14 protein-coding genes are annotated in these 24080 nt (G+C 65.2%); 11 read left to right on the top strand and 3 right to left on the bottom strand.

The annotated features are described in order from the left end of the window. Window positions 1-98: 98 nt before the first annotated feature. From AC0AII_RS08145 to AC0AII_RS08130, 4 genes are all read left to right on the top strand, one after another. Window positions 99-722: a DUF4192 family protein gene (locus tag AC0AII_RS08145; RefSeq protein ID WP_490446762.1), complete on the top strand. Its 624-nt coding sequence runs from the start codon at window positions 99-101 to the stop codon at window positions 720-722. 114 nt (window positions 723-836) lie between these two features. Next, window positions 837-2237 carry an RNA polymerase sigma factor gene (locus tag AC0AII_RS08140; protein WP_490446761.1) on the top strand — a complete coding sequence of 467 codons (1401 nt, stop codon included), beginning with the start codon at window positions 837-839 and terminating at the stop codon, window positions 2235-2237. 130 nt (window positions 2238-2367) lie between these two features. Further along, window positions 2368-4716 (top strand): DNA gyrase/topoisomerase IV subunit B, encoded by a 2349-nt coding sequence (locus AC0AII_RS08135; protein ID WP_490446760.1) that lies wholly within the window; start codon window positions 2368-2370, stop codon window positions 4714-4716. Between the two features lie 48 nt (window positions 4717-4764). Further along, window positions 4765-9684 (top strand): ATP-dependent helicase, encoded by a 4920-nt coding sequence (locus tag AC0AII_RS08130; protein WP_490446759.1) that lies wholly within the window; start codon window positions 4765-4767, stop codon window positions 9682-9684. A gap of 17 nt (window positions 9685-9701) precedes the next feature. On the opposite strand, the gene AC0AII_RS08125 is transcribed toward AC0AII_RS08130, so the two are convergent. Continuing rightward, on the bottom strand, window positions 9702-12338 hold the full coding sequence (locus tag AC0AII_RS08125) for a DNA gyrase/topoisomerase IV subunit A (protein WP_490446758.1): 2637 nt from the start codon (window positions 12336-12338) through the stop codon (window positions 9702-9704). Window positions 12339-12452: 114 nt separating this feature from the next. Here AC0AII_RS08125 and AC0AII_RS08120 point away from each other — a divergent pair, with 114 nt between their 5' ends. Next, on the top strand, window positions 12453-13676 hold the full coding sequence (locus AC0AII_RS08120; RefSeq protein WP_490446757.1) for an alkaline phosphatase family protein: 1224 nt from the start codon (window positions 12453-12455) through the stop codon (window positions 13674-13676). On the opposite strand, the gene sepH is transcribed toward AC0AII_RS08120, so the two are convergent. Further along, complete coding sequence (gene sepH / locus AC0AII_RS08115) at window positions 13677-14711, bottom strand: septation protein SepH (RefSeq protein WP_490446756.1); 1035 nt, start codon at window positions 14709-14711, stop codon at window positions 13677-13679. 167 nt (window positions 14712-14878) lie between these two features. On the opposite strand from sepH, the gene AC0AII_RS08110 reads away from it, so the two are divergent. The 3 genes from AC0AII_RS08110 to AC0AII_RS08100 all read left to right on the top strand — a co-directional run bounded on the left by AC0AII_RS08110 (window position 14879) and on the right by AC0AII_RS08100 (window position 18080). Further along, the gene (locus AC0AII_RS08110; protein WP_101432216.1) at window positions 14879-15172 is read left to right on the top strand and encodes a DUF4193 domain-containing protein; all 294 of its coding nucleotides are present in this window, start codon (window positions 14879-14881) and stop codon (window positions 15170-15172) included. Beyond that, entirely contained in the window at window positions 15172-15636 is a 465-nt protein-coding gene (gene dut / locus AC0AII_RS08105; protein ID WP_144086008.1) for a dUTP diphosphatase, read from the top strand. The genes AC0AII_RS08110 and dut overlap by 1 nt, the downstream gene beginning before the upstream one ends. Before the next feature lie 83 nt (window positions 15637-15719). After that, complete coding sequence (locus AC0AII_RS08100; RefSeq protein ID WP_232342002.1) at window positions 15720-18080, top strand: RelA/SpoT family protein; 2361 nt, start codon at window positions 15720-15722, stop codon at window positions 18078-18080. 185 nt (window positions 18081-18265) lie between these two features. Here AC0AII_RS08100 and AC0AII_RS08095 read toward each other — a convergent pair whose 3' ends face one another. Then, window positions 18266-19765, bottom strand: a complete 1500-nt coding sequence (locus tag AC0AII_RS08095) for a DUF349 domain-containing protein (RefSeq protein WP_490446755.1) — start codon at window positions 19763-19765, stop codon at window positions 18266-18268. Between the two features lie 84 nt (window positions 19766-19849). On the opposite strand from AC0AII_RS08095, the gene hisS reads away from it, so the two are divergent. The 3 genes from hisS to AC0AII_RS08080 all read left to right on the top strand — a co-directional run bounded on the left by hisS (window position 19850) and on the right by AC0AII_RS08080 (window position 24076). Continuing rightward, entirely contained in the window at window positions 19850-21235 is a 1386-nt protein-coding gene (hisS, locus tag AC0AII_RS08090) for a histidine--tRNA ligase (RefSeq protein WP_490446754.1), read from the top strand. A 39-nt stretch (window positions 21236-21274) separates the two neighbouring features. Beyond that, window positions 21275-23077, top strand: coding sequence for an aspartate--tRNA ligase (gene aspS, locus AC0AII_RS08085; protein ID WP_313839360.1), 1803 nt, complete (start codon window positions 21275-21277; stop codon window positions 23075-23077). A 183-nt stretch (window positions 23078-23260) separates the two neighbouring features. Continuing rightward, window positions 23261-24076, top strand: a complete 816-nt coding sequence (locus AC0AII_RS08080; protein ID WP_269748547.1) for an amino acid ABC transporter ATP-binding protein — start codon at window positions 23261-23263, stop codon at window positions 24074-24076. The last annotated feature ends 4 nt before the right edge of the window (window positions 24077-24080 follow it).

Genomic DNA, 24080 nt, shown 5'->3' with positions numbered 1-24080 from the left:
GATGGCCTCACTTGACCACATGATCGGTTGCGGCCTTCCTCACGGTTCCCACTGGATCAGGATGGTACCAAGGCTCCCGGTCCTCATGCCGGGAGCGGATGGGAGGCGATGACGGCATGGACGATGCGCATGAAGACGGCATGAAAGAACTGGTGGAGCACTACCGAGAGGGCCGGCGACGATGGGGTGTGGAAGAGGCCGACAGACGATGGCTCCAGCAACCTCTGACAGACTGGACCGCTGGTTTGCAAGGGCCGCAGGCGTGCCAGCGGTTGGACTCAGACTCGGCCGACTGCCTGGCCGTGGCCATTAAGGAGACGCTGGCCATACGCGACGGGCTTATTTTGTCCATTCTGGCACCCGGGCCTGGTCTGGACAGCGACCGGTTGATGGACCTGTGTGTTCGTCCCAACGATCCATCGAATGTGACGGCGCTCTGCAGCATCCTGGATGCGGTCTTCAAGGATCCTGCGACGCGGCCGGACCAGCCCCGTTGCCATGCTGGGTTGGCCATGCTCGAAGCGCTGGCCGATCAGGTTCCGCCGGGGTTTCGGTCCCAGCCGCTGGCGGTCGCGGCTTATGTCGACTGGTGGAGTGGGGGATCCCGGGCATCGGAGTTTGCCGAGGAAGCCCTGGCAGACGACCGTTCCTGCACCTTGGCCGCCATCGTCCTGGCTTTGATAGGCCGCGGCATCGACCCGGCCTGGAGGCAATTGAGCTGAATCGGGAATAATCGTCCCCCTGGGGTGGTTCACTTTAATGAGTCTACGATTTGACCTTGCCAGAGCTGTGCCCTAAAAGCAGTGTCGGCGGGTGGGATGATCCAGGAGGAGAATTTGGCCACGAAGGACACCAAGTCAGCCAAGACAGCCGCAGTGGATACCGCAAAGGGCCGGACCAGTTCAACTGCCGGCAAGACCAAGACCGCCACCAGGTCCAAGACCAGCAGCAAGGCGTCCCGCAAGACCGCGTCCCGCAAGAGCGCCACTACGAGCACCTCGGCGACCAAGACGAACCGCCGTCCGGCCTCCAAGACCGCCAAGAAGGTCGAAGAGAAGCCCATCCTGCAGCAGGATGAGCAGGAGCCCGACGAGGATCTGCTTGAGGATCAGGAGGACGACGACCAGCTGGAGGACGAGCCCGACGAGGACGATCAGGAGGAGGACGAGGCCTCCCAGGTCCAGGACGAGGCCGAAGAGGACCGCAAGGCCGCCCATGCCCTCGCAGCCAAGGTCAAGGGCGCCTTTGTCGTCGACGATTCCGATGACGACGAGAATGTCACCCCCTCTGGCAATCCCAAGCGTCGGGTGGTCACCGCCGGCGCCACTGCCGATCCTGTCAAGGACTACCTCAAGCAGATCGGCCGCGTCAGCCTGCTGAACGCCGAGCAGGAGGTGGACCTTTCGGAGCGCATCGAGGCCGGCCTCTATGCCCAGCATCTGCTGGATACCGAGGGCGAAGGCATGGACTTCAAGCGTCGCCGCGAGCTCAAGTGGGCCGCCAACGACGGGAAGAAGGCCAAGGACCATCTGCTGGAGGCCAACCTGCGACTGGTGGTCTCCCTGGCCAAGCGCTACACCGGCAGGGGCATGCTCTTCCTGGACCTGATCCAGGAAGGCAACCTGGGTCTGATTCGTGCCGTGGAGAAGTTCGACTACACCAAGGGCTACAAGTTCTCCACCTACGCCACCTGGTGGATTCGTCAGGCCATTACCCGCGCCATGGCCGACCAGGCCCGCACCATCCGCGTGCCCGTCCACATGGTCGAGGTCATCAACAAGCTTTCCCGCGTCCAGCGTCAGATGCTGCAGGATCTGGGCCGCGAACCCACCCCCGACGAGCTGGCCAGGGAGCTGGACATGCCGGTCGAGAAGGTTCAGGAGGTCCAGAAGTACGGCCGCGAGCCCATCTCCCTGCATACCCCGCTGGGTGAAGACGGCGACTCGGAGTTCGGCGACCTGATTGAGGACACCGACGCTATCGCCCCCTCGGATGCTGTGGCCTTCTCCCTGCTGCAGGAGCAGTTCCAGCAGGTTCTCGAGACCCTGAGCCCCCGTGAGGCCGGCGTCATCAAGATGCGCTACGGCCTGGAGGATGGACAGCCCAAGACCCTGGACGACATCGGCCGCGTCTACGGGGTCACCCGTGAGCGCATCCGCCAGATCGAGTCCAAGACCATGTCCAAGCTGCGGCATCCCTCACGCTCGCAGACCCTGCGTGACTTCCTGGACCAGTGACCTCTGCGCCCGACGGGGAAGCCCTGATGCTGTCGAGGCCTCCTTGCTAGAAATGGTCATCGGTGCGTAAGCGACCGCCCATGCGGGGATCCCTGTCCCCCTGGGCGCCATGAGGTGAACGGCGAGGTAAATGGTGGCGAAAAAGCCTGATACGGGAAAGTCCTATGGTGCCGGCAGTCTGACGGTTCTGGATGGCTTGGACGCAGTGCGCAAGCGTCCGGGCATGTACATCGGAACCACGGACAGCCAGGGGCTCATGCACTGCCTTTGGGAGATCATCGACAACGCCGTGGACGAGGCCCTGGCCGGCCAGTGCGACCACATCAAGGTCATCCTGCACAGGGACGGCTCCATCGAGGTGGACGACAACGGCCGAGGCATCCCCGTCGATACTGAGCCGCGGACCGGGCTGACCGGCGTGGAGGTGGTTCTGACCAAGCTTCACGCGGGCGCCAAGTTCGGCAACTCTTCATACACGGCTGTCGGCGGCCTGCACGGCGTGGGCTCTTCGGTGGTCAACGCCTTGAGCTCCCGACTGGACGTGGAGGTGGACAGGGACGGCAAGACCCACCGGATGCGCTTCCACCAGGGCCATCCCGGCACCTATCAGGACCCTGATCCCGAGCATCCTTCGCCCGATTCGCCCTTCAAGCGCACCAGGAAGAACCGGCCTACGCCCCTGGAGGTGGTGGGCAGCGTGCCCAAGTCCCGGACCGGCACCAGGGTGCGTTACTGGGCCGACCCGGAAATTTTCAACTCAACGGCCCGGTTCAGCTACGCCCAGCTGATCGACCGGGTGCGTCAGACCAGCTTCCTGGTGCCCGGCCTCAAGATCACCGTGGTCGACGACCGCATCCCCGCCACAGGAAGCGCCGAGCAGGACCTGCGCCTGGAGGTTGACGGCGAACCTGCTGCGGAACCGGACGATCAGGACGTTCAGGGGAACCTTGGTGAACCGTCTGACAGCGGGGACTGGCCAGAAGAAGGCGCCGAAGACCAACCTGCCGAGGATGCGCAGGTGGACGATGCCAGCCTTTCGGCCACCGAGCAGGCCGACCGGGCCATGCTGCAGCCGGAGGACGAGTCCGGCCATCAACGGGTGGAGGAGTTCCTGCACACTGGCGGGGTGACGGATTTCGTGGACTTCCTGTCCAAGGGGGAGCCGGTCAGCGACATCTGGCGGATCAGCGGCCAGGACACCTACCAGGAGGAGACCCAGCGTGTGGGTTCGGACGGGGAGCTGCACGCCGAGCAGGTGGAACGGGTCTGCGGAGTGGATATCGCCCTGCGCTGGGTCAATGACTACGATTCTGTCGTCCGCAGCTTCGTCAATGTGGTGGAGACGCCTGGCGGAGGCATGCACGTGGACGGGTTCATGAACGCCATGACCCGTCAGGTGCGCAAGGCCGTGGAGGCCAACGCCCGCCGCCTCAAGGTCAACCTCAAGGACTCCCACACCAAGGTGGAGCGCGACGACGTCCTGGCCGGTCTGGTGGCCGTGGTCACCGTGCGCATCGCCGAGCCGCAGTTCCAGGGCCAGACCAAGGACGTGCTGGGTACGGCCCAGGTCAAACCCATCGTCACCCGGATGACCGACGACCAGTTCGGCCAGATGATCAGCGGCTCCAAGCGCGGCTTCAAGGAGCAGTCCGGCCAGGTGCTGGAGAAGATCGTGGGCGAGATGCACGCCCGCGTCCAGGCACGCAAGACCAAGGAGGTCACCAGGCGCAAGAACGCTCTGGAGTCGGCTTCCATGCCCTCCAAGCTCTCGGATTCCATGCCCGGCAACGACGACATCGCCGAGCTGTTCATCGTCGAGGGCGACTCCGCCCTGGGCACGGCCAAGGCGGCACGAAACTCCATGTTCCAGGCTCTGCTGCCCATCCGCGGGAAGATCCTCAACGTGCAGAAGGCCTCCCTGTCCCAGATGCTGACCAACAAGGAGTGCGCCTCCATCATCCAGGTGGTCGGCGCCGGCTCGGGAGCCAGCTTCGACATTGACCAGGCCCGCTACAACAAGGTCATCATGATGACCGATGCCGACGTGGACGGCGCCCACATCCGCATCCTGCTGCTGACCCTCTTCTACCGCTACATGCGTCCCCTGATCGAGAACGGGCGGGTCTACGCAGCCGTGCCGCCCCTGCATCGAATCGCTCTGGCAGGCAAGAACAAGGGGAAGTTCATCTACACCTATTCGGACGATGAGCTGGAGGGCAAGCTGGCTGACCTGCAGGCCAAGCACATCGACTACAATCCCGATGTGCAGCGCTACAAGGGTCTGGGCGAGATGGACGCCGACCAGCTGGCCGACACCACCATGGATCCCAGGACCCGCATGCTGCGCCGCATCCGCATGGAGGATGCCGCACAGGCGGCCGGCATTTTCCCACTGCTTATGGGGGACGACGTGCCGCCGCGCAAGCAGTTCATCGTGGACAATGCCGACGACTTCGACCGGAGCAAGATCGACACCTGATCGACTTTCAGCAAGGCCCAAAAGGGCGGGGAGGGGAGTATGACGCATATGGGCGATCCCTTGGACAATTTCTCCCCGCAGACGGCCGACTGGTTTCGCCAGACCTTTCCTGAGGGTCCCACGCCGACCCAGGTGCAGGCCTGGCCGGCCATCCGCGCAGGCGGCGATGCGCTGATTATTTCGCCCACCGGTTCGGGCAAGACCCTGGCCGCCTTTCTTTGGGCCATCGACGAGCTTATGACCAGGCCCCGGCGCTCCCGGAAGCCTGGGGTCGCCGTGCTCTACATCTCGCCCATGAAGGCCCTGGGGACGGATGTGGCCCGCAACTTGCAGGCTCCGCTGGAGGGCATCGCCGAGCGATTTGAACAACAGGGACGCCAGGCACCCAAGGTCCGGACGGGCATCCGCACCGGAGACACCGATGCCCGCGGCCGCAGAGCCCTGGCCGCCCATCCGCCGGACATTCTGGTCACCACCCCTGAATCCCTCTATCTGATGCTGACCTCCAAAACGGCTAGCACGCTGAAGAACGTGCAAACCGTTATTGTGGACGAAATCCACGTTTTGGCGGGCAATAAGCGCGGGGCTCATCTGGCCCTGAGTCTGGAGCGGCTGGACGACCTGGTCGGAGGGCCCGTGCAGCGGATCGGCCTGTCGGCTACGGTCCGGCCGCCCGAGCAGGTGGCACGTTTCCTGGGTGGCAGCCGTCCGGTCAGTCTGATCCAGCCCAAGTCGTCCACAGCCATGGACCTGCGCCTGATCGAGCCCCTGGAGGACATGGCCGATCTGGCGGCGCCGCCCGGCGAGTCCGGCCAGGAGGGTCAGGAGGGCGACCAAAGAAGCGGATCCATCTGGCCAGCCGTCGAGCGGGCCATTCTGGACCAGGTGCTGTCCCATCGCACTACCCTGGTCTTCGTCAACTCCCGAGGGCTCGCCGAACGCCTGACCGCCCGGCTGAACGACCTGCACCAAGCCGATGTAAGCCAGGGCGGCCGTGATTGGAACGGGCGTGACCGGTCAGGTCCCTCTGACAAGTCCGAGCCGGCCAGGGAGCCCGCCCACTACGATTCGGCCACCGGGTCCACCTCCGAGAGAACCTCTGGCCGGACTGTCGACCAACCCATTGCCATGGCCCACCATGGTTCGGTGTCCAAGGAACGTCGCCGTCAGGTGGAGGATGACCTCAAGGCCGGCAGACTGCGCTGTGTGGTGGCCACCTCCAGCCTGGAGCTGGGCATCGATATGGGCTCGGTCGATCTGGTCATCCAGGTCAACGCCCCGCTGTCGACCGCCTCGGGACTGCAGCGGGTGGGCCGGGCCGATCACCAGGTCGGTCGGGTATCCCAAGCCAGGCTTTTCCCCCTGACCCGCGAGCAGATCCTGGAGTGCACAGCCAGCATGGAAAGCATGGCCCAGGGCGACATCGAACCCACCATCATGCCCAGCAGCCCCTTGGATGTTCTGGCCCAGCAGACGGTGGCCGCGGCCGCCATGGGGCCGCTCAGGGAGCAGGACTGGCTGGCCACGGTCAGACGGGCCGCGCCCTTCGCCCACCTGGACCAGCAGGTCTACCGGGCGGTGCTGGGCATGCTCAGCGGCGCCTACACCTCCCAGGATTTCACCGCCTTCCGCCCCATCCTGGTCTGGGACCACCAGACCGGAACCCTGACGGCCCGACCCGGCGCGCAGCGACTGGCGGTGACCTCCGGAGGCACCATTCCCGACCGTGGCTCCTACAGCGTGGTCATGCCCTCCGAGGCCGCCGGCGGCAAGCCACGACGAGTGGGTGAGCTGGACGAGGAGATGGTCTACGAGTCCCGCAAGGGGGACGTGATCACTCTGGGCACCACCTCCTGGAGGATCCAGCAGATCACCCGCGACCGTGTGGTGGTGGTGCCCGCTCCGGGGCGCTCCGCCAGACTGCCTTTCTGGCACGGGGAGGGCACCGGCCGTGACCCTGTCTTCGGCCGTCGTCTGGGCAGGCTGGCCAGGGAACTGTCCCAGGGCCTGATACCGGCAGTCCAGACTGCCTCCGGTCGGCCGGGCTTCACGCAACCCGTCTGTGCTCGTCTGCTGGAGGACGGGCTGGACCGTCCTGCCATCAACAATCTGGCCGCCTTTCTGGCCGAGCAGCAGGCCTCCACCGGCCGGGTGCCCGACGACCGGCATTTGGTGGTCGAGCGCTGCCCCAACGAGGAGGGCGACCTGAGGCTGATCCTCCATTCGCCGTACGGGCGCAGGGTCAACGAGCCCTGGGCCCTGGCCATCGCCGCCCGGCTCTCCCGTGAGCGCGGATACGACGGATCCGTCTGGGCGGGGGAGGACGGCATCGTCGTGCAGATCCCGGGTACCGATGCCTTCCTGGAAGACCAGCGCATATTCGGATTCACCCCTGATCAGGCGGAGCGCGAGGTCCGCCGGCATCTGGTCGGCTCGGCGCTCTTCCAGGCCCGCTTCCGCCAGTGCGCAGCCCGCTCGCTCTACATGCCTAGGATGGAGCCGGGCCGCAGGGTTCCGCTCTGGCAGCAGCGTCTGCGGGCCTCCCGTCTGCTGGACGCGGCCCTGAAGGAGGACGACTTCCCCCTGGTTCTGGAGACCCTGCGCGAATGCCTGCAGGATGTCTACGACATGCCTGCCCTGCGCGAGCTCATGACCGACCTGGAGCAGGGGAGCGTCCGTCTGGTCCCGGCCTCCACCAAGACCCCCTCGCCCATGGCCTCAGGACTGCTCTTCGGCTACCTGGGGACCTTCATGTACCAGTACGACATGCCCAAGGCCGAGCGCGACGCCGCCATGCTGGCCATCGACTCCGACCTGCTGGAGCAGATGGTCGGCCAAGTGGACATGGCTGACCTCCTGGACCAGGAGACCGTCGATCAGGTGACTGCTGACCTGCAGCGGCTTTCGCCCAAGACCCGGGCCAGGGGGGCCGAAGGACTGGCCGACCTGCTGCGCACTATGGGCCCCATGGACCTGGCCGGCATTGGTCGGCGCATGCGCGGTCAGGAGGACGAACCGGTGACGGAGGCACAGGTCCGGGCCATGCTGGAGGGGCTGCAGGCCCATTCCAGGGTGGTTCCGGTCAGGTTAGGCGCTCGCGACTGCTGGGTATGGGCCGGCCAGGCAGGACGGCTGACGGCGGTCCTGGGCCCAGGCGTCATCCAGCCATCCGCCCAGCCGACAAAGGAATCGGAATCGGACAGCGAGGCCTTCGATCAGCTGGTCAGGCAATACGCCGCAGTCCATGGGCCGTTCACCACCGAGGACCTGGCCGGCCACCTGGGCATGGGCGGTGCTCTCTTGGAGGACAGACTGCGTTCCCTGGTCGCACACGAGCTGCTCATGACCGGGGTCTTCCCCCGTCCCGACCTGAGCGCCTATGGCGAGCCTGGATGGGAGGGAGGCGAACCCCGCCGAGGATGGCTGGATCCCGAGGTCTTCCGTCGGCTGCGCTCGCGGTCCCTGGCCAAGGCCAGCAAGGCCGCCAGTCCCGTCCCCGGCCATGTCTACAGCGACTTTCTTCTTCACCGGCAGGGTCTGGCACCCCTGGGCCAGGAGCCCTTGATGGGCGCCGAAGGACTGCTGGAGGTAGTCGGGCAGCTGGAGGGGCTGGCTCTGCCGCCTGAACTCTGGGAGTCGGCCATCTTCCCGGCCAGGGTGCGTGATTACGGTCCCGCATTGATGGACGACCTGCTGGCCTCGGGCCAGGTGGTCTGGGTGGGGTCCGACCAGGGGGAGGGCCCGCTGGGCGCCATGACCTTTTATCTGGCCGAGGACCTGGACGAGGAGCTTCCAGCACAATCCGCCGGCCCTCCGTCAGTCACGAATGGGGTCGGCAAGTCGGGCAACCCGGGCAAGGCGGGCGATCGGGAAGCGATCCTGCTGGGTGTTTTGGCCGATGGGGGAGCCTACCGCTTCGATCGGCTTCTGCGCGCCTGTGCCAGTCGGGGCGGGGACGACATTGAGTCCCCTGTTTCTGAGGCCCCCGACCAGGAGGCCATGGCCCGGTCGCTCTGGGGCCTGGTCAGGCGTGGGCTGGTCACCAATGCCTCCCTGGCTCCGGTTCGGCGCCTGGTTCGAGGATCAGGCTCACCGACCTCGGGTAGGACGCGCCGGTTGCCCCATGGTCTGCGTGGACACGGCAGGTCCTTGGCGCGCGCTGCCGTGGCGCGGGCGACCGGCTCGTCAGCGCTGTCAGCGGCGGCGGAGGGATTCTGGACCCTGGTTGCGGATGAGCGCTCAGCAGCGAGAGGTGCAGCGGGGACTGGCATGGCTGATGCAAACGACAAGCTCAGCGGTGGCCAGGATGATGACCGGGAGCGGACCGTCCGCCTGGTTCACGACGAGCAGGCCATTCTGGACCGCTATGGGCTCCTGGCCCCGGTCCTGCCAGAAGTGCGATCCCTGCCCGGCGGATTCTCGGCCCTCTATCAGGTCTGCAGACGCATGGAGGAGGCCGGCCAGCTGACGCGTGGGGTCATCGTCGACGGTTTCGGCGGCGCCCAGTTCGCCCCCCGGGAGGTGATCGACCAGCTCAGAGGCTTCCAAGAGGATGAGCGTAATGACGATGGCGAAGGCGGATCGAAGCTGCGGCCGCCCGAGCCCGTGGTCATGGATGTGACGGATCCTGCCAACCTCTATGGCACGGCCCTTGCTTGGCCGGCCACATCAGGGGACGGCGGCGGTCGTCCCATTCGGCGCATGGGGAACCTCCTGGTGCAGAATCGAGGCCGCGCCCTGGTCTACGCGGCACCCAAGGGGCATCATCTGCTGGTCTTCGGTGAGCCCGAGCGTGGATTGCTGGAGGCCGCCTTCGCCCAGCTGGCCTCTTGGCTGAGGCGGGGCGGACAGGGACGCATCCTCTTCAGTGATGCCAATGGCCGGCCCCTAACCATGCGCGAACCGGTGGGCATGGCCCTGGCCGCCGCCGGATTCACGGCCGGGCCGGGCGGTATGGCCCTCTACTGAGTCTTTGTTGAGCGCCCTTAGGCCACGAAGGCGATGGGCGCTGCCAGCTCCTGACCGGAGGCATCCCGGCGCATGTCCACATCGGGCAGTTCGACCGGAGAACCGGCAGCGGTGCTGGCGTGCAGGGGCCAGGCGCCCACCCGGGCCAGCAGCAGGCTGTCCTGGCCCTTGAGGAAGCGCTGGGAGCGCACGCCTTTCGTTCCACGGCCCTTGACTGGATACATCTCCAGCGGGGTCAGCTTGGCCGAGCCGTTCTCGGTGCCGGGCAGGGCCTCGGAGTCGCCGGCCACGGTCAGGACCACGGCCCCGGCCTGGGTGCTCATGCCATCCTCGCCGGTCTCTTGGTAGGTCCAGCCGATCTCCCCGGCCGGCACGACCGCGAAGGCGGCGACCTGGCAGCCCTGGGCCAGACGGATGCCGGCCATGCCGGCCGCATTGCGGCCCTGGGGGCGAACCTTGTCCCCGGTGAAGGTCAAGAGGCTGGCATCCGAGGAGATGAGCACCATGCGGTCCCCGTCCTGGCAGGGGGCCGCGAAGACCACCTGGTCGCCGTCCTTCAGGTCGATGACCGACCAGGAGTCCATGGTGGTCGGGGATTCGCGGTTCCAGCGCTTGACCGTGCCAAGCCGGGTGCCCAGGGCCAAGGGGCGGGTGTCGGCCATGTCGATGACGGTGACGGCGTGCTCGTCGGCCTGAGGCTCGGTGCTGGCGGTCCCGCCCAGGAGCTCGTCAGCCACGATGCCCCCGCTCAGGTTGGGGTTGGCGGTGGCGGGGATCAGCGGCAGGTCGGCCACGGGGGCGGTGATCAGCCGTCCGGCCGTGGTGACCAGGCCGTAGGTGGCCAGGGTGGTGGTGGCGAATATGGCGATGATCTGGTCGTCATGCCCCCGGTCCTGGTTGCGCGGCCGCGACCGCCAGGCATCCAGGGCGCCCGGGGTGCTGCGTGCCAGCAGGCCGGTGGCGCTCATCATGACCGTGCAGGGCTTGTCCTCCATGTGCAGGTCGCCGTCGCCACTGCCGCGGCTGGTTCCTCCGCTGGCTACCAGCGCAGCCTGCGACCCAGCGCCCGCTTTGCCGGAGGTTTGCTGAGCGGTCTGCTGATCGCCAGCTGCTGCTGACTGTACGGGGGCCAGGTCGCCGGAAGGCTCCTGGTCTAGGATGACCGTGCGCCTGGGCGTGCCCCACTGGGCCACCGCCTGATCCATCTCCTGGATGACCACCCGGTCCAGCTCGGCCGAGGAGCCCAGAATCCGCTCCAGCTCCTCCAGCTGCTTGTTGAGGTCGTCACGCTCGCCCTCCAGCTCGATTCGGCTCATCTTGGTCAGCCGCCGCAGCCGCAGGTCAAGAATGTACTGGGCCTGGGTCTGATCCAGATCGAAGACCGCCATCAGCCTGGTCTTGGCCGCATCCGCGTCGTCCGAGCTGCGGATGACCTGGATGACCTCGTCGATGTCGACCAGGGCCAGCAGGAGCCCCTCGACCAGGTGCAGACGCTCCAGGGCCTTCTTGCGGCGGAACTCGCTGCGCCGATGGATGACCGTGCGCCGGTGCTCCACCCAGACCTCCAGCAGCTCCTTGAGCCCCATGGTTCTGGGCCGTCCATGGACCAGGGCCACGTTGTTGATGGTGAAGGAGTCCTCCAGGGGCGTGTACTTGAAGAGCTTGCCCAGCACCTTGCCCGGGTCGAATCCCGTCTTGATCTCGATGACCAGGCGGGTCCCGTTGTGCCGGTCGGTCAGGTCGATGGCGCTGGAGATGCCCTCCAGCTTGTGGTTGCGCACCCCATCCGAGATGCGTTCCAGAACCCGCTCAGGGCCCACCATGAAGGGCAGCTCGGTGACCACGATGGCCTTCTTGCGGGCGGTCACGTTCTCCAGGTGGGTGACGGACCTGGTCACGAAGGCCCCTCGGCCGTGCTCGTAGGCCTTGCGGATGCCGTCCCGCCCCACGATGACTCCGCCGCCGGGCAGATCCGGGCCGGGCACGTAGCGCATGAGCTCGTCCAGCCCTGCGTCCGGGTGGGCCATCAGATACTTGGCGGCGGCCACCACCTCGCCCAGGTTGTGGGTGATCATGTTGGTGGCCATGCCCACGGCGATGCCCGAGGCCCCGTTGACCAGCAGGTTGGGGATGGCCGAGGGCAGGACCTGGGGCTCCTTGAGCTTGTTGTCGTAGTTGGGGGAGAAGTCCACTGTGTCCTGGTCGATGTCGGCGTTCATGCCCAGGGCTGCAGGAGCCAGCCTGGCCTCGGTGTAGCGGGAGGCGGCAGGTCCGTCGTCCAGGGAGCCGAAGTTGCCGTGGCCGTCGACCAGGGGCAGGCGCATGGCAAAGGGCTGGGCCAGCCGGACCATGGCCTCGTAGATGGAAGAGTCGCCATGGGGGTGCAGCTTGCCCATGACCTCGCCCACCGCCCTGGCGGACTTCATGTAGGGGCGGTCGGGGTTGAGGTTCATCTGGCCCATCTGGTAGATGATCCGCCGCTGAACAGGCTTGAGTCCGTCGCGGGCATCGGGCAGGGCCCGGGCGTAGATGACCGAGTAGGCATATTCCAGGAAGGACTTGCTCATCTCCTCGTTCAGAGGGGTTTCGACGATGTGCTCCTTGACCTGCCGGGGGTCGTACCCCGCCGCCTTGCTCCTGCGATGAGTTGCCATGCTCAAGCTCCTGCTCCTTCACGTTCCGCCTTATGATAACCGGACGGTCCGCCAAAGCATTCACAGCAGGCATGCGGTGTCGGCCTGGGGTCTGACCGTGCTTGAATGGAAGGCATGGGTCTGGATACACCTGACATGAAGGAACTGCTGCAGCCGAGTCTGCCTATCCAATACGGGGACCGGGCGGGGAATAACCATGTTGGCGGGGCCAGGCATCTGTCCGCCGTCCTGCCGGCCCTGAGCGCCTGTCTGGGAACGCCTGTGGCCACTGATGTCCATCCGTCTGCCAAGGCCCTCCAGGAGGCCCTGGGACTGCCGGAGGCACGGTCGGTGGTCGTCGTCCTGGTGGATGGGCTGGGATTCTGGAATCTGGTCAGCCGGCAGGGCCATGTGCCCTATCTGCGCTCGCTGCTGTCCGAACCCATCAACCAGCGTCCCCTCTACACCAGTCTGCCCTCGACGACCGTGGCGGCCATGGGAGTCTTCGGCACCGGAACCAGCCCGGGGCTGACCGGCATGACCGGCTATACCCAGCTGAACCCGGACACCGGCCAGCTGGGTCAGATGATCCAATTCAGGGGGGCTCAGGATCCCGAGCGTCTGCAACGCCGTCCCACGGTCTTCGAGACCCTCCAGGCGCAGGGGGTCCGGGTGACCTCCTCGGGCCTGCCGCGTTTTCGCGACTCAGCCCTGACCCGTGCGGCTCTGCGCGGCGGGGAGTACCTGGCCCACAATCACTCCCGTCAGCGTCTTCTGGCTGCCTGCCAGGCTGCCCGCCAGCCGGGGCTGACCTACCTCTATATCCGCGATGTGGACAAGGTGGGCCACCACAGCGGCTGGGAGGGCGAGGAATGGGTGGCCGCTCTGGAAGCGACCGATGCACAGCTGGCCGAGCTTCATCGCCGCCTGCCCGCCGGGACACTGACGGTGATCGTGGCCGATCATGGCATGATTGAGTCCGATCCGAACCAGCGCATTGACATCGCCCAGGACCCGGAGCTGAGCCGGGATGTGCGACTGGTGGGCGGCGAGCCCAGGGCGGTCATGCTCTATCTGGACAAAGGGGCGGATCCCCAGGTCGTGGCCGCCCGCTGGCGGGAGCGTCTGGGGGAGCGAGCCTGGGTGCTGACCCGGGACCAGGCCATCGAACGGGGAATCTTCGGTCCTGTGGATGCCCGGATTCGACCCATGATCGGCGACCTGCTGGTGCTGGCCGGCGATCGGATTACCTTAGTGAATTCGGCTGATCAGACCGATGCAGCGACCAGGCTGCCTGGCGTCCATGGCTCATGGACCCGTCTGGAGACGCAGATCCCCTGCCTGATCGATCTGGTCTGACTATTTGCCGAAGAGGATCTCATCCCAGCTGGGTACGGCCGACCGCCCGGAGTGCTTTTTGGCCCGCTTGCTGCGGCGGCCCTCCTTGGGCTGATCCTCCTGCTCGTCCTGCCCGGCATCATCGCCTTGATCCTCTTGCTGGTGCTGCCCATGGTTCTGTACGGGCAGGACCATGGTGGATTCGTTGTCTCTGATGGGAGGATGCTCGGCCGTGTCGGGGTCCTCGCTCAGCTCGGCACGGGGTTGACTGGGCTCTCGGTCGGCTGTCCGCTCCTGGCCTTCCTTGGGCTTGCCATAGAGCCAGGCCGTGAGTGCCGCCTGGCGCTCACCGTTTTCTTCTTCGATTGGGGCAACGGTATCCTGCTGGCTTGGGGGCCGTCTGTCGGTCTGATCGTCGATTTCTTCGGCGGGTCCCTGGTCTCCAGCGGGTCGCTCCTGTCCGTGGTCGTCTGAGGAATCGTCCAGCAGCATCCTTGCCGCCCCGTTCAAACAGGTCACGGTGTTGTCATGCATGTTCCAGGCCCAGCGGGCGTTGAAAATCCGTTTGTCCAGCGTAAACACGCCGTTGATGTTCCAGGGTTCGTACCCTCGTCTGGTGGCCTGCCAGGAAACCTGGGTCAGGCTGACCCCCGCACGGGCCAGCACCTTGCCGATCAGTTCCTGATAGTTTCGTCCCCCCGACCCCTTGGGTGCCGGCATGGTCAGGAACTGCTCGATGGCGTACTTCTTCTCGGTTTCCACAGGAGCCGCGAAACGCCGTACCAGCGCTTCGTTGACAGCGTATTGCTGTGCCACCTGCTCGGGGCGGGCGCCGGCGCGCACAGCGGCCTGAATCGCTGAGACGGGCAGGGGCTTGGACTTGCCGGTCTGGGGGTCCACGTCCTCTTCCTCCTTGACCTGCTTGGCCTCAAGAATGGCGCGATCAAGCGCATCGTCGACTCTTACGGCGAAGTGCCGGTGGTCACAGACGAAGACCAGATCGCCCCTGTCATCGACATGGTCAAAGCTGGCCACCCTGGTCCCATTCTCAGACATGCACGCCCCTATCCTCTTACGGTTCCTTTACACGGCCTCAGGTATTTCCATTGTGCCCTATGGTTCGTATTTTACGTGCTTTTGAAATCGTGTATCCTATGCGCAGTACATATCGTGTGAAATGACCGGTATACGAGGTGGCTGGTCGAACAAGGAAAGGGTACACGATGGCACAGGATTACGATACCCCGCGAGACAAGGACGAAGACGAGGAATCCCTGCAGGAGCTGGGCAAAAGCGGCCAGGATGCCGGGGCCGACCTGGACGACGACGAGAACGCCATCGCCGAGGACTATGAGCTGCCGGGCGCTGACCTGAGCAATGAGGACTCTTCGGTGACCGTCATCCCCATGCAGGGCGATGAATTCATCTGCTCCAACTGCTTCCTGGTCAAACACCGGAGCCAGCTGGCCTATATGACTCCCGACGGCAAGCCCGTCTGCAAGGAGTGCGCCGCCTGATGGCCTACGACGAGTCCTACAACGAGCCGGAAACGGTCGAGGTCCTGTTCAAATCCTTGGATGGGGCCGAGGTGCCGGAATACGCCATGCCTGGCGATGCAGGAGCCGATCTGCGAGCCAGGGTGGCCGTGGACCTGGCCCCCTTCCAGCGGGCGCTGGTTCCCACTGGTGTCGCTCTGGCCCTGCCCAACGGGTACGTCGGCCTGGTTCACCCTCGCTCAGGGCTGGCAGTCAAGATGGGGGTGACCGTGCTCAACGCGCCCGGAACCATCGATGCCGGGTACCGGGGCGAGATCAAGGTGCCGCTGATCAACTTGGATCCGCATGAGTCGGTTCACTTCGAGCCTGGGGAGCGCATTGCCCAGCTGGTCATTCAGCGTTACGTACAGGCCCGTTTCGTGCCCGCAGAACGTCTGCCCGGCTCGGTGCGTTCGGATGCCGGATTCGGCTCGACTGGCCGCTGAGGCATCCTTCGGACACGGACGGCCTGAATGGGTCAGGCGCAAGTGTAGGATTGGTGCATTATATCAGGACATTGGAGGCTTGAATGGTCACTCCGGAGGGCAGCGTCTGCAGCAATGATGTCGGCGAGCAGGCCCCGTCCGGCCTGTCCTCCAGAGCCTTGGGCTGTGAAATCAGCGACGATCCGCTCAACCCCCTGATGCCCATCCGGGAGATCTGCGCCGCCCACCATCCCGGCGAGGACCTGTCCATGCTCCAGCGCGCCTATGACCGGGCTGTAGTCCAGCATGCCAACCAAAGGCGCAAGTCCGGCGAGCCCTACATCATTCATCCGCTGGCTGTCGCTCAGATTCTGGCCGACCTGGGCATGGGTCCCACGGTGGTTTCGGCCGGCCTGCTGCACGACACCGTGGAGGACACCGACTACACCCTGGAGCAGTGCAGAAATGACTTCGGTGACACCGTGGCCGGCCTGGTGGATGGGGTCACCAAAATATCCAAGATGGACTACGGCGATTCGGCCCAGGCCGAGACCATCCGCAAGATGATCGTGGCCATGAGCCGGGATGTGCGCGTCTTGGTGGTCAAGCTGGCCGACCGGGTCCACAACGCCCGCACCTGGCGTTACGTCAAGGCTTCATCAGCCCAGCGCAAGGCCCGCGAGACCCTCGATGTCTACGCCCCTCTTGCCAACCGTCTGGGCATGAACGCCATCAAGACCGAGCTGGAGGAGCTCAGCTTCAAGACGCTCTATCCCAAGATCTACAACGAAATCGTAGTGCTGGTCTCCCGCAGGGCAGGCCAGCGGGAGGTCTACCTGAAGCAGATCCTGGACGAGATCCACGAGGATCTGGATGCCCAGGGCATCAAGGCCCAGGTGACCGGACGGCCCAAGGACTACTTCAGCATCTACCAGAAGATGATCGTGCGCGGGCACGATTTCGCCAACATCTACGATCTGGTCGGGGTGCGCATCATCGTGGACACCATCCGCGACTGCTATGCGGCCCTGGGCGCCGTCCATGCACGCTGGAGCCCGGTGCCTGGGCGGTTCAAGGACTACATCGCCATGCCCAAGACCAACCGCTACCAGTCCTTGCACACCACGGTGGTGGGCCCGGGCGGCAAGCCGGTGGAGATTCAGATCCGCACCTGGCAGATGCACCGTCGTGCTGAGTTCGGCATCGCCGCGCACTGGAAGTACAAGGAGAACGGGTCTGCCGGCCGCGAACTCTCCCAGCCTGACAAGGCTGACGTCAAGCGAGAGCGCCAGGAGGGGGAGCTGAGCCAGGAGGACAACCTGACCTGGATCCAGCAGCTGGCTGACTGGACCAGCGAGACCCCTGACTCCAATGAGTTCCTGGGCTCCCTCAAGGACGATCTGGGTTCGGCCGAGGTCTATGTGTTCACCCCCAAGGGCAAGATCATCTCCCTGCCGGCCGAATCCACCCCCGTGGACTTCGCCTACGCCGTCCACACCGAGGTGGGGCACAGAACCATGGGCGCCAGGGTGAATGGCCGTCTGGTCCCCCTGGACACCAAGCTGCGCAACGGGGACACGGTGGAGATTCTGACCAGCAAGTCGGACACCGATGGGCCCTCGCGCGACTGGCTCAGCTTCGCCAAGAGCCCCCGCGCCCGCAGCAAGATCCGTCAGTGGTTCAGCAAGGAGCGCCGTTCGGAGACCATCGAGGAGGGCAAGGACGAGCTGATCCGCGCCATGCGCAAGCGGAACCTGCCTGTGGCCACCCTGCTGACCCCCGAAGCCATGGTGGGGGCCGCCGACGAGCTCAACTATCCCAATGAGAAGGCGGTCTACGCTGCCATTGGCGACGGACAGGTCTCCACCCAGAACGTGATCTCCCGGCTGGTTCATGACGCCGGCCGGTCAGCCCTCGAGGACGAAGTGGAGCAGGAGGCCATACCTCTGCAGCGGGTGGCCAAATCCAGCCGTCCGGAGACCTCCCAGGGGATCTCGGTCAAGGGTGTGGACGATGTCTGGGTCAAGCTGGCCCGTTGCTGCACCCCAGTGCCGGGAGATCCCATCACCGGGTTCATCACCCGCAACCAGGGCGTCTCGGTCCATCGGTCCGACTGTCAGAACCTTCTGGACCTGCGCAAGAAGCAGCCCGAACGGATCATCGAGGTCTCCTGGACGGGCAAACAGGGCACCTTCATGGTCCAGATCCAGGTGGAGGCCCTGGACCGGCCACATCTGCTCTCTGACATCACCCAGGTGCTGTCCGACCACGGCGTCAACATTCTGTCGGGCAGCCAGTCCACTGGCCGTGACCGGGTGGCCGTCAGCCAGTTCGTCTTCGAGATGGGCGACCCCCAGCATCTGAACACCCTCTTGTCGGCCGTCAGGAAGATTGACGGGGTCTTCGATGCCTACCGTCTGACAGGAGCCAAGGGTTCGGCCAGCCCCCATATGCGGGCCATCTGACCTCCTCCGCAACCAGGCTTATAGCCCTTTCCCTGACCTGCTTTTCCGGCTTGTGATCTCTGCATGCTGTTCCAGTCGGCGGCTGCCTGTCTGGAAGTCCTGCTGGAACAAGGCCTCATGGATGGATACGAAAGGACCCCCGGTGGTCGATGACCAGGTCGGGGGTCCTAGTGGAACAGATGCGATCAGCGCACGGCGTTCATCCACTGCTCCTTGGTGGCCTTCTCGGCCTCCAACTCCTGCTTCTTGGCCGGATCCTGCTCGGCGGCGATCCGACGGTCCAGGTCCTCAAGCTGGGCGGCCAGCTGCTGCTCGAAGCTGGAGACGCGGGCATCGGCCTCGGGATCCGACTGGTTCCAGGCCGCATCCTCCACCGCCTTGATCTGCCGGTCCACAGCATCCATCCTGCCCTCGATCCGGCGCACGTCGTCACGGGGGACAAAGCCGATGCCGTCCCATTCCTCCTGAATCTTGGCCAGCTCCTGCCGCGCCTGCTTGGCGGCCTTGGCATCCTTGACGGGCAGCAGAGCCTCGGCCTTGGCCACCAGGGCTTCTTTCTTGGTCAGGTTCTCGCGCTCGTTGACCGAGGTCTTGTCCCGGTCTGCCTGCCGGGCGTTGAAGAAGACATCCGCGGCCTGACGGAACCGGGCCCAGAGGGCATCGTCATCCTGACGCCCTGCCCTTCCGGCCTGCTTCCAACGGTCCATGAGCTCGTTGAACTGGTGGGAGGTGGGTCCCCAGTCGGTGGAGTCCTTGATCTGGTCAGCCTCGGCGATGATCTCCTCCTTGATCCGCTTGGTCTCGGACCGTTGGGCATCACGCTGCTGGGCCCACTTGCGGCGGGCCTGGTTGAAGGTGGTGCGGGCGGATGAAAAGCGCTTCCAGAGGGCATCCGCGTCGGCCTTGTCGATGCGGATGGTGGTGCGCTGGTGCTGCTGCCACTGCTCGAAGAGGGAACGGAACTTGTCCGCTGTGGAACGCCAGTTGGTGGAGTCGCCCAGGGATGCGGCCAGTTCTTCGGCCTTCTCCACGATGGCAGTCCGCTCCTTGATGGCCTTGGCCATGGCGTCCTTGCGGGCCTGCGCCAACTCGGCCTTGCGCGCCTGCCCCTGCTCAGCCAGCTGATCCAGCTGTGTGCGTAGGGCGGCGAGGTCACCGACGGCCTCGGGCTGCTTGGTCTCCTCTTTGAGCGAGGTGAGGGACTCGTCGATCTCGTGGGCCTTGATCTTGGGGCTGCGCAGCCTGGAGGCGAAGAGGTTCAGCTTTTCCTTGAGGTCCAGGTATCGGCGGGCATAGAGGTTCAGGGCCTCCTTGGCCTCAGCGTTGGGGAACTGACCCACCTGGCGCTCCTGATCGCCCTCGCGGACGAATACGTTGCCCTGCTCGTCCACCCGGCCGAAGGCTTCGGCCTTGTCGATCTCCTCCTGGCTGTAGGTGGGAGCGGCCGGAGCGGCCTTGACGTGAGGGGCCTTGTGGGCCAGAGCCGCAGGGGAGGGGACTGCCTTGGGCTTTGCCGGCTTAGGCGCTACCGGTGCGCTCTGGGTCGGTGCATCCTCAGTGGGAGCAGGTTGTTCCTGTGCGGCCTCGGGTGCCGGCGCAGCGGCGACCTGGCCAGCCGCATCCACGGTGTGGTCCTCCTGCGGTGTCGAGGTGTTCTCGGGTGTGATGGCGGTGTTGTCGGCCATGGCCAGCTCCTTAGGCTTGTGTGTTGGAGAGATCGCAAAATATGGCAATACCATTTTCCTTGACCTCCTATAGTATAGGTTCTTATGGCAAAAGGCACATCTCTATCCGGTTTCCCTGAATGGCTTCCTTCACAACGAGTGGTGGAGCAGCGCATCATCGACACGCTCCGCAAGGTCTTCGAATTGAACGGCTACATCGGCATTGAGACCAGGGCCGTCGAAGAGGGCTCCAGCCTGCTCAAGAAGGGGGAGACCAGCAAGGAGATCTACCTGCTCTCCCGGTTGCAGGATCTGGGCCAGGAAAAGGATGTGCCGGTGGAGCGCCGGCTGGGCCTGCATTTCGACCTGACTGTGCCGCTCAGCCGCTACGTGGTGGAGCACAGCAACGACTTGACCTTCCCCTTCAAGCGCTGGCAGATTCAGAAGGTCTGGCGAGGGGAGCGCCCTCAGGAGGGACGGTTCAGGGAGTTCGTCCAGGCTGATATTGATGTGATCGGCAACGGGGAGCTGCCCGACCACTACGAGGTCGAGGTGCCCCTGGTCATGCTGAGCGCCCTGGAGGAGCTGCGGGCCTTCGGCCTGCCCAAGCCCACCGTGCACGCCAACAACCGCAAGCTCTCCGAGGGGTTCTACCGGGGTCTGGGCCTGGAGGACATCGAAGGCGTTCTGCGCGAGATCGACAAGCTGGACAAGATCGGCCCTGACGAGGTGGCCAGTCTGCTGGTCAGTGAGTGCGGCGCCAACCAGGACCAGGCCAGGGCCTGCCTGGATCTGGCCGAGCTGACCGCCGACGATGGCGAGCAGCTGCGCCGGCGCTTCGACGCCCTGGTCGACAAGGTTGGCATCGACAAGGAGTCTCCTGCGTATGCCCTGGCCATTGAGGGGCTGGAGACGCTGGCCATGATCATCGACGAGGCCGCGCGCATCCGGCCGGGCTCGGTCATCGCCGATCTGAAGATCGCCCGCGGGTTGGACTACTACACCGGCTCGGTCTACGAGACCTTCCTGGAGGGGGCGCAGTCCCTGGGGTCCATCTGCTCAGGCGGCCGTTACGACAACCTGGCCAGCCAAGGCAACCGCACCTACCCGGGTGTGGGGCTGTCCATCGGACTTTCGCGCCTGCTCTCCTACCTGCTGGCCCAGGGGGCCCAGGCCTCCCGGGTCTCCCCAGCGGCGGTCATGGTCGCCGTCTGGGATGAGGAGGATCGCACCGCCAGCAACCACATCGCCCAGGACCTGAGGGCCAGGGGGATCGCTGCCGATGTGGCTCCCACCGCAGCCAAGATCGGCAAGCAGATCCGCTATGCCGACCACCTGGGCATCCCATATGTCTGGTTCCCGGCCAAGGAGGGCCAGCAGGAGGGCGACCAGGTCAAGAACATCATTACCGGCGAACAGGTTCCGGCCGACCTGGTGTCGTGGACGCCGGATAGCCTGTATGCCCGGCAGAGTGTGGAATACCAGGCCTGACGCAGGGGCAGGCCGAGCATTATGGAGGTACAGGAAAGCATGGGCCAGTCGGCTTACAGAACGAGCTACGCCACGGATGTCACGCAGGATATGGTCGGTCGCCAGGTGACGGTGGCCGGGTGGGTGGATCGCCGCCGGGATCACGGAGGCGTGGCCTTCATCGACCTGCGTGACCGTTCCGGTCTGGTGCAGATCGTCATCTACGACGAGGAAGAGGCCCGCCCCCTGCGCAGCGAGTACGTGATCCAGGTCACCGGCAAGGTCCGCGAACGCCCCGAGGGCAATGACAACGAGCATCTGTCCACTGGGCACATCGAGATCGTGGCCGACAAGATCGAGGTTTTGGCCAAGTCGGCCGCCCTGCCCTTCCAGGTGTCCACCGCCCTGGAGAACGAGGCCGAGAACAAGCTGCCCGGCGAGGATGTGCGGCTGCGCTACCGTTATCTGGATCTGCGCCGCCCCTCCATGCAGCGCAACATCCGCCTGAGGGCCGCCATGAACCGTGCCGCCCGTGCCGCCCTGGACAGGATGGACTTCTGTGAGATCGAGACGCCGACCCTGATCAAGTCCACCCCTGAAGGTGCCCGCGACTTCCTGGTGCCGGCCCGTCTGGTGCCCGGATCCTGGTATGCCCTGCCGCAGTCCCCCCAGCTGCTCAAGCAGCTGCTGATGGTGGGCGGCTTCGAGCGCTACTACCAGATCGCCCGCTGCTACCGCGACGAGGACTTCCGTGCCGACAGGCAGCCCGAGTTCACCCAGCTGGACATCGAGATGAGCTTCGCCTCCCAGGAGGACGTCATGGCCATGGCCGAACAGGTCATCGCCGAGGTCTGGAAGGCTGCAGGATTCGAGGTCACCCTGCCCATCCCCAGGATCAGCTGGCAGGAGGCCATGGACAAGTATGGCTCAGACAAGCCTGACCTGCGCTTCGGCAACCCCATCGTCGAGCTGACCGACTACTTCAAGGACACCCCCTTCCGCGTCTTCCAGGCCCCCTATGTGGGCGCCGTGGTCTACCAGGGCGCGGCCAACCTGCCCCGCAGGCAGTTCGATGCCTGGCAGGAGTGGGCCCGCCAGCGGGGTGCCAAGGGTCTGGCCTACGTCCAGTTCACCGGCGACGGCACCCTGAAAGGCCCTGTGGCCAAGAACCTGTCTGATGCCGAGCGCCAAGGCCTCAAGGAGGCCGTGGGTGCCTCGGATGGCGATGCCGTCTTCTTCGCAGCCGGTCCCCGTGAGGCTTCGCAGACCCTGCTGGGTGCGGCCCGCGTGGAGATCGCCCGCCGCCAGGGGCTGCTCAAGCCCGACGAATTCGCCCTGACCTGGGTGGTGGACTTCCCGCTCTTCAAGCCCACCGACGACCCGGATGACGACGATGTGGCCGTGGGCCATTCCAAGTGGACCTCCATGCACCACCCCTTCACCATGCCCTCGGCCGACTGGATCGACCGTTTCGACAAGGATCCCGAGCATGCCATGAGCGACTCCTACGATATCGTTTGCAACGGCGAGGAGATGGGCGGCGGCTCGGTGCGTATCCACCGCGACGACATCCAGGACAGGATCTTCAAGGTGCTGGGCATCGGCCCCGAGGAGGCCCAGGAGAAGTTCGGCTTCCTGCTGGATGCCTTCAAGTACGGCGCTCCGCCCCACGCGGGCATCGCCTTCGGCTGGGACAGGACCGCACAGATCCTGACGGGGGCCGACTCCATCCGCGATGTCATCGCCTTCCCCAAGTCCGGCGGCGGCCAGGATCCCATGACCGGGGCTCCGGCGCCCATCTCCGACCAGCAACGCGCCGAGACCGGCGTGGACTGGGAGCCGGATCAGGAGGATGCCGATTGAGCGCATCCCGCCGCTGATCGACGAGAGTCGTAAAGGGCTGGAATCCTGCGGGGTTCCGGCCCTTCTTATGTATGCCTGGTCATGTGCTGCGGACCAGTCGGCCGGGGTTTGCTCTTGCCGCTGCTTTACCGGAGAACCGTTTCTATGGCCGTTCTGCAACAAAGGATGAGTAAACTGCCCAATATGAGCGAAACAACCAAACAGCCGTCGGAGCGGATTCTGCCGGAAAAACCTGCCTCGGATCGCCCCGTCAAGGACAAGTCCGGGCCGCTGGTCGAGCTGGCCCACGTCGAGAAGCATTTTGGCAGCCTGCACGTCCTCAAGGACATCAACCTGCAGGTCGACACCGGCGAGGTGCTGGTGGTGGTCGGACCCTCAGGCTCCGGCAAGTCCACCATGTGCCGGACCATCAACCGTCTGGAGTCCATCGACTCCGGCGTCATCAGGATCGAGGGGGAGCCCCTGCCCCAGGAGGGACGCGACCTGGCTCGGCTCAGGGCCGAGGTGGGCATGGTCTTCCAGTCCTTCAACCTGTTCGCCAACAAGACCATCCTGGAGAACATGACCCTGGCGCCCATCAAGGTGCGCCACATGCCCAAGAAGGATGCCGAGGACCTGGCCATGGACCTCCTGGCCCGGGTGGGCGTGGAATCCCAAGCCTCCAAGATGCCTTCCCAGCTCTCCGGCGGGCAGCAGCAGCGTGTGGCCATCGCCCGCGCTCTGGCCATGCAGCCCAAGATCATGCTCTTCGACGAGCCCACATCAGCGCTGGATCCCGAGATGGTCAACGAGGTGCTGGATGTCATGATCCAGCTGGCCAAGGAGGGCATGACCATGATCTGCGTGACCCATGAGATGGGCTTTGCCCGTCAGGCGGCCGACCACATCGTCTTCATGGCCGATGGGCGAATCCTGGAGAAGGACGATCCCGACGATTTCTTCGACCACCCCAAGACCCAGCGGGCCGCTGACTTCCTGTCCAAGATTCTGACCCACTGAAGCA

This window comes from Bifidobacterium sp. VU/mBH4 (B4) (genome assembly GCF_058199535.1).
Note: the sequence above shows the minus strand (reverse complement) of the source record. Positions and strands in the feature narration are given on the sequence as shown.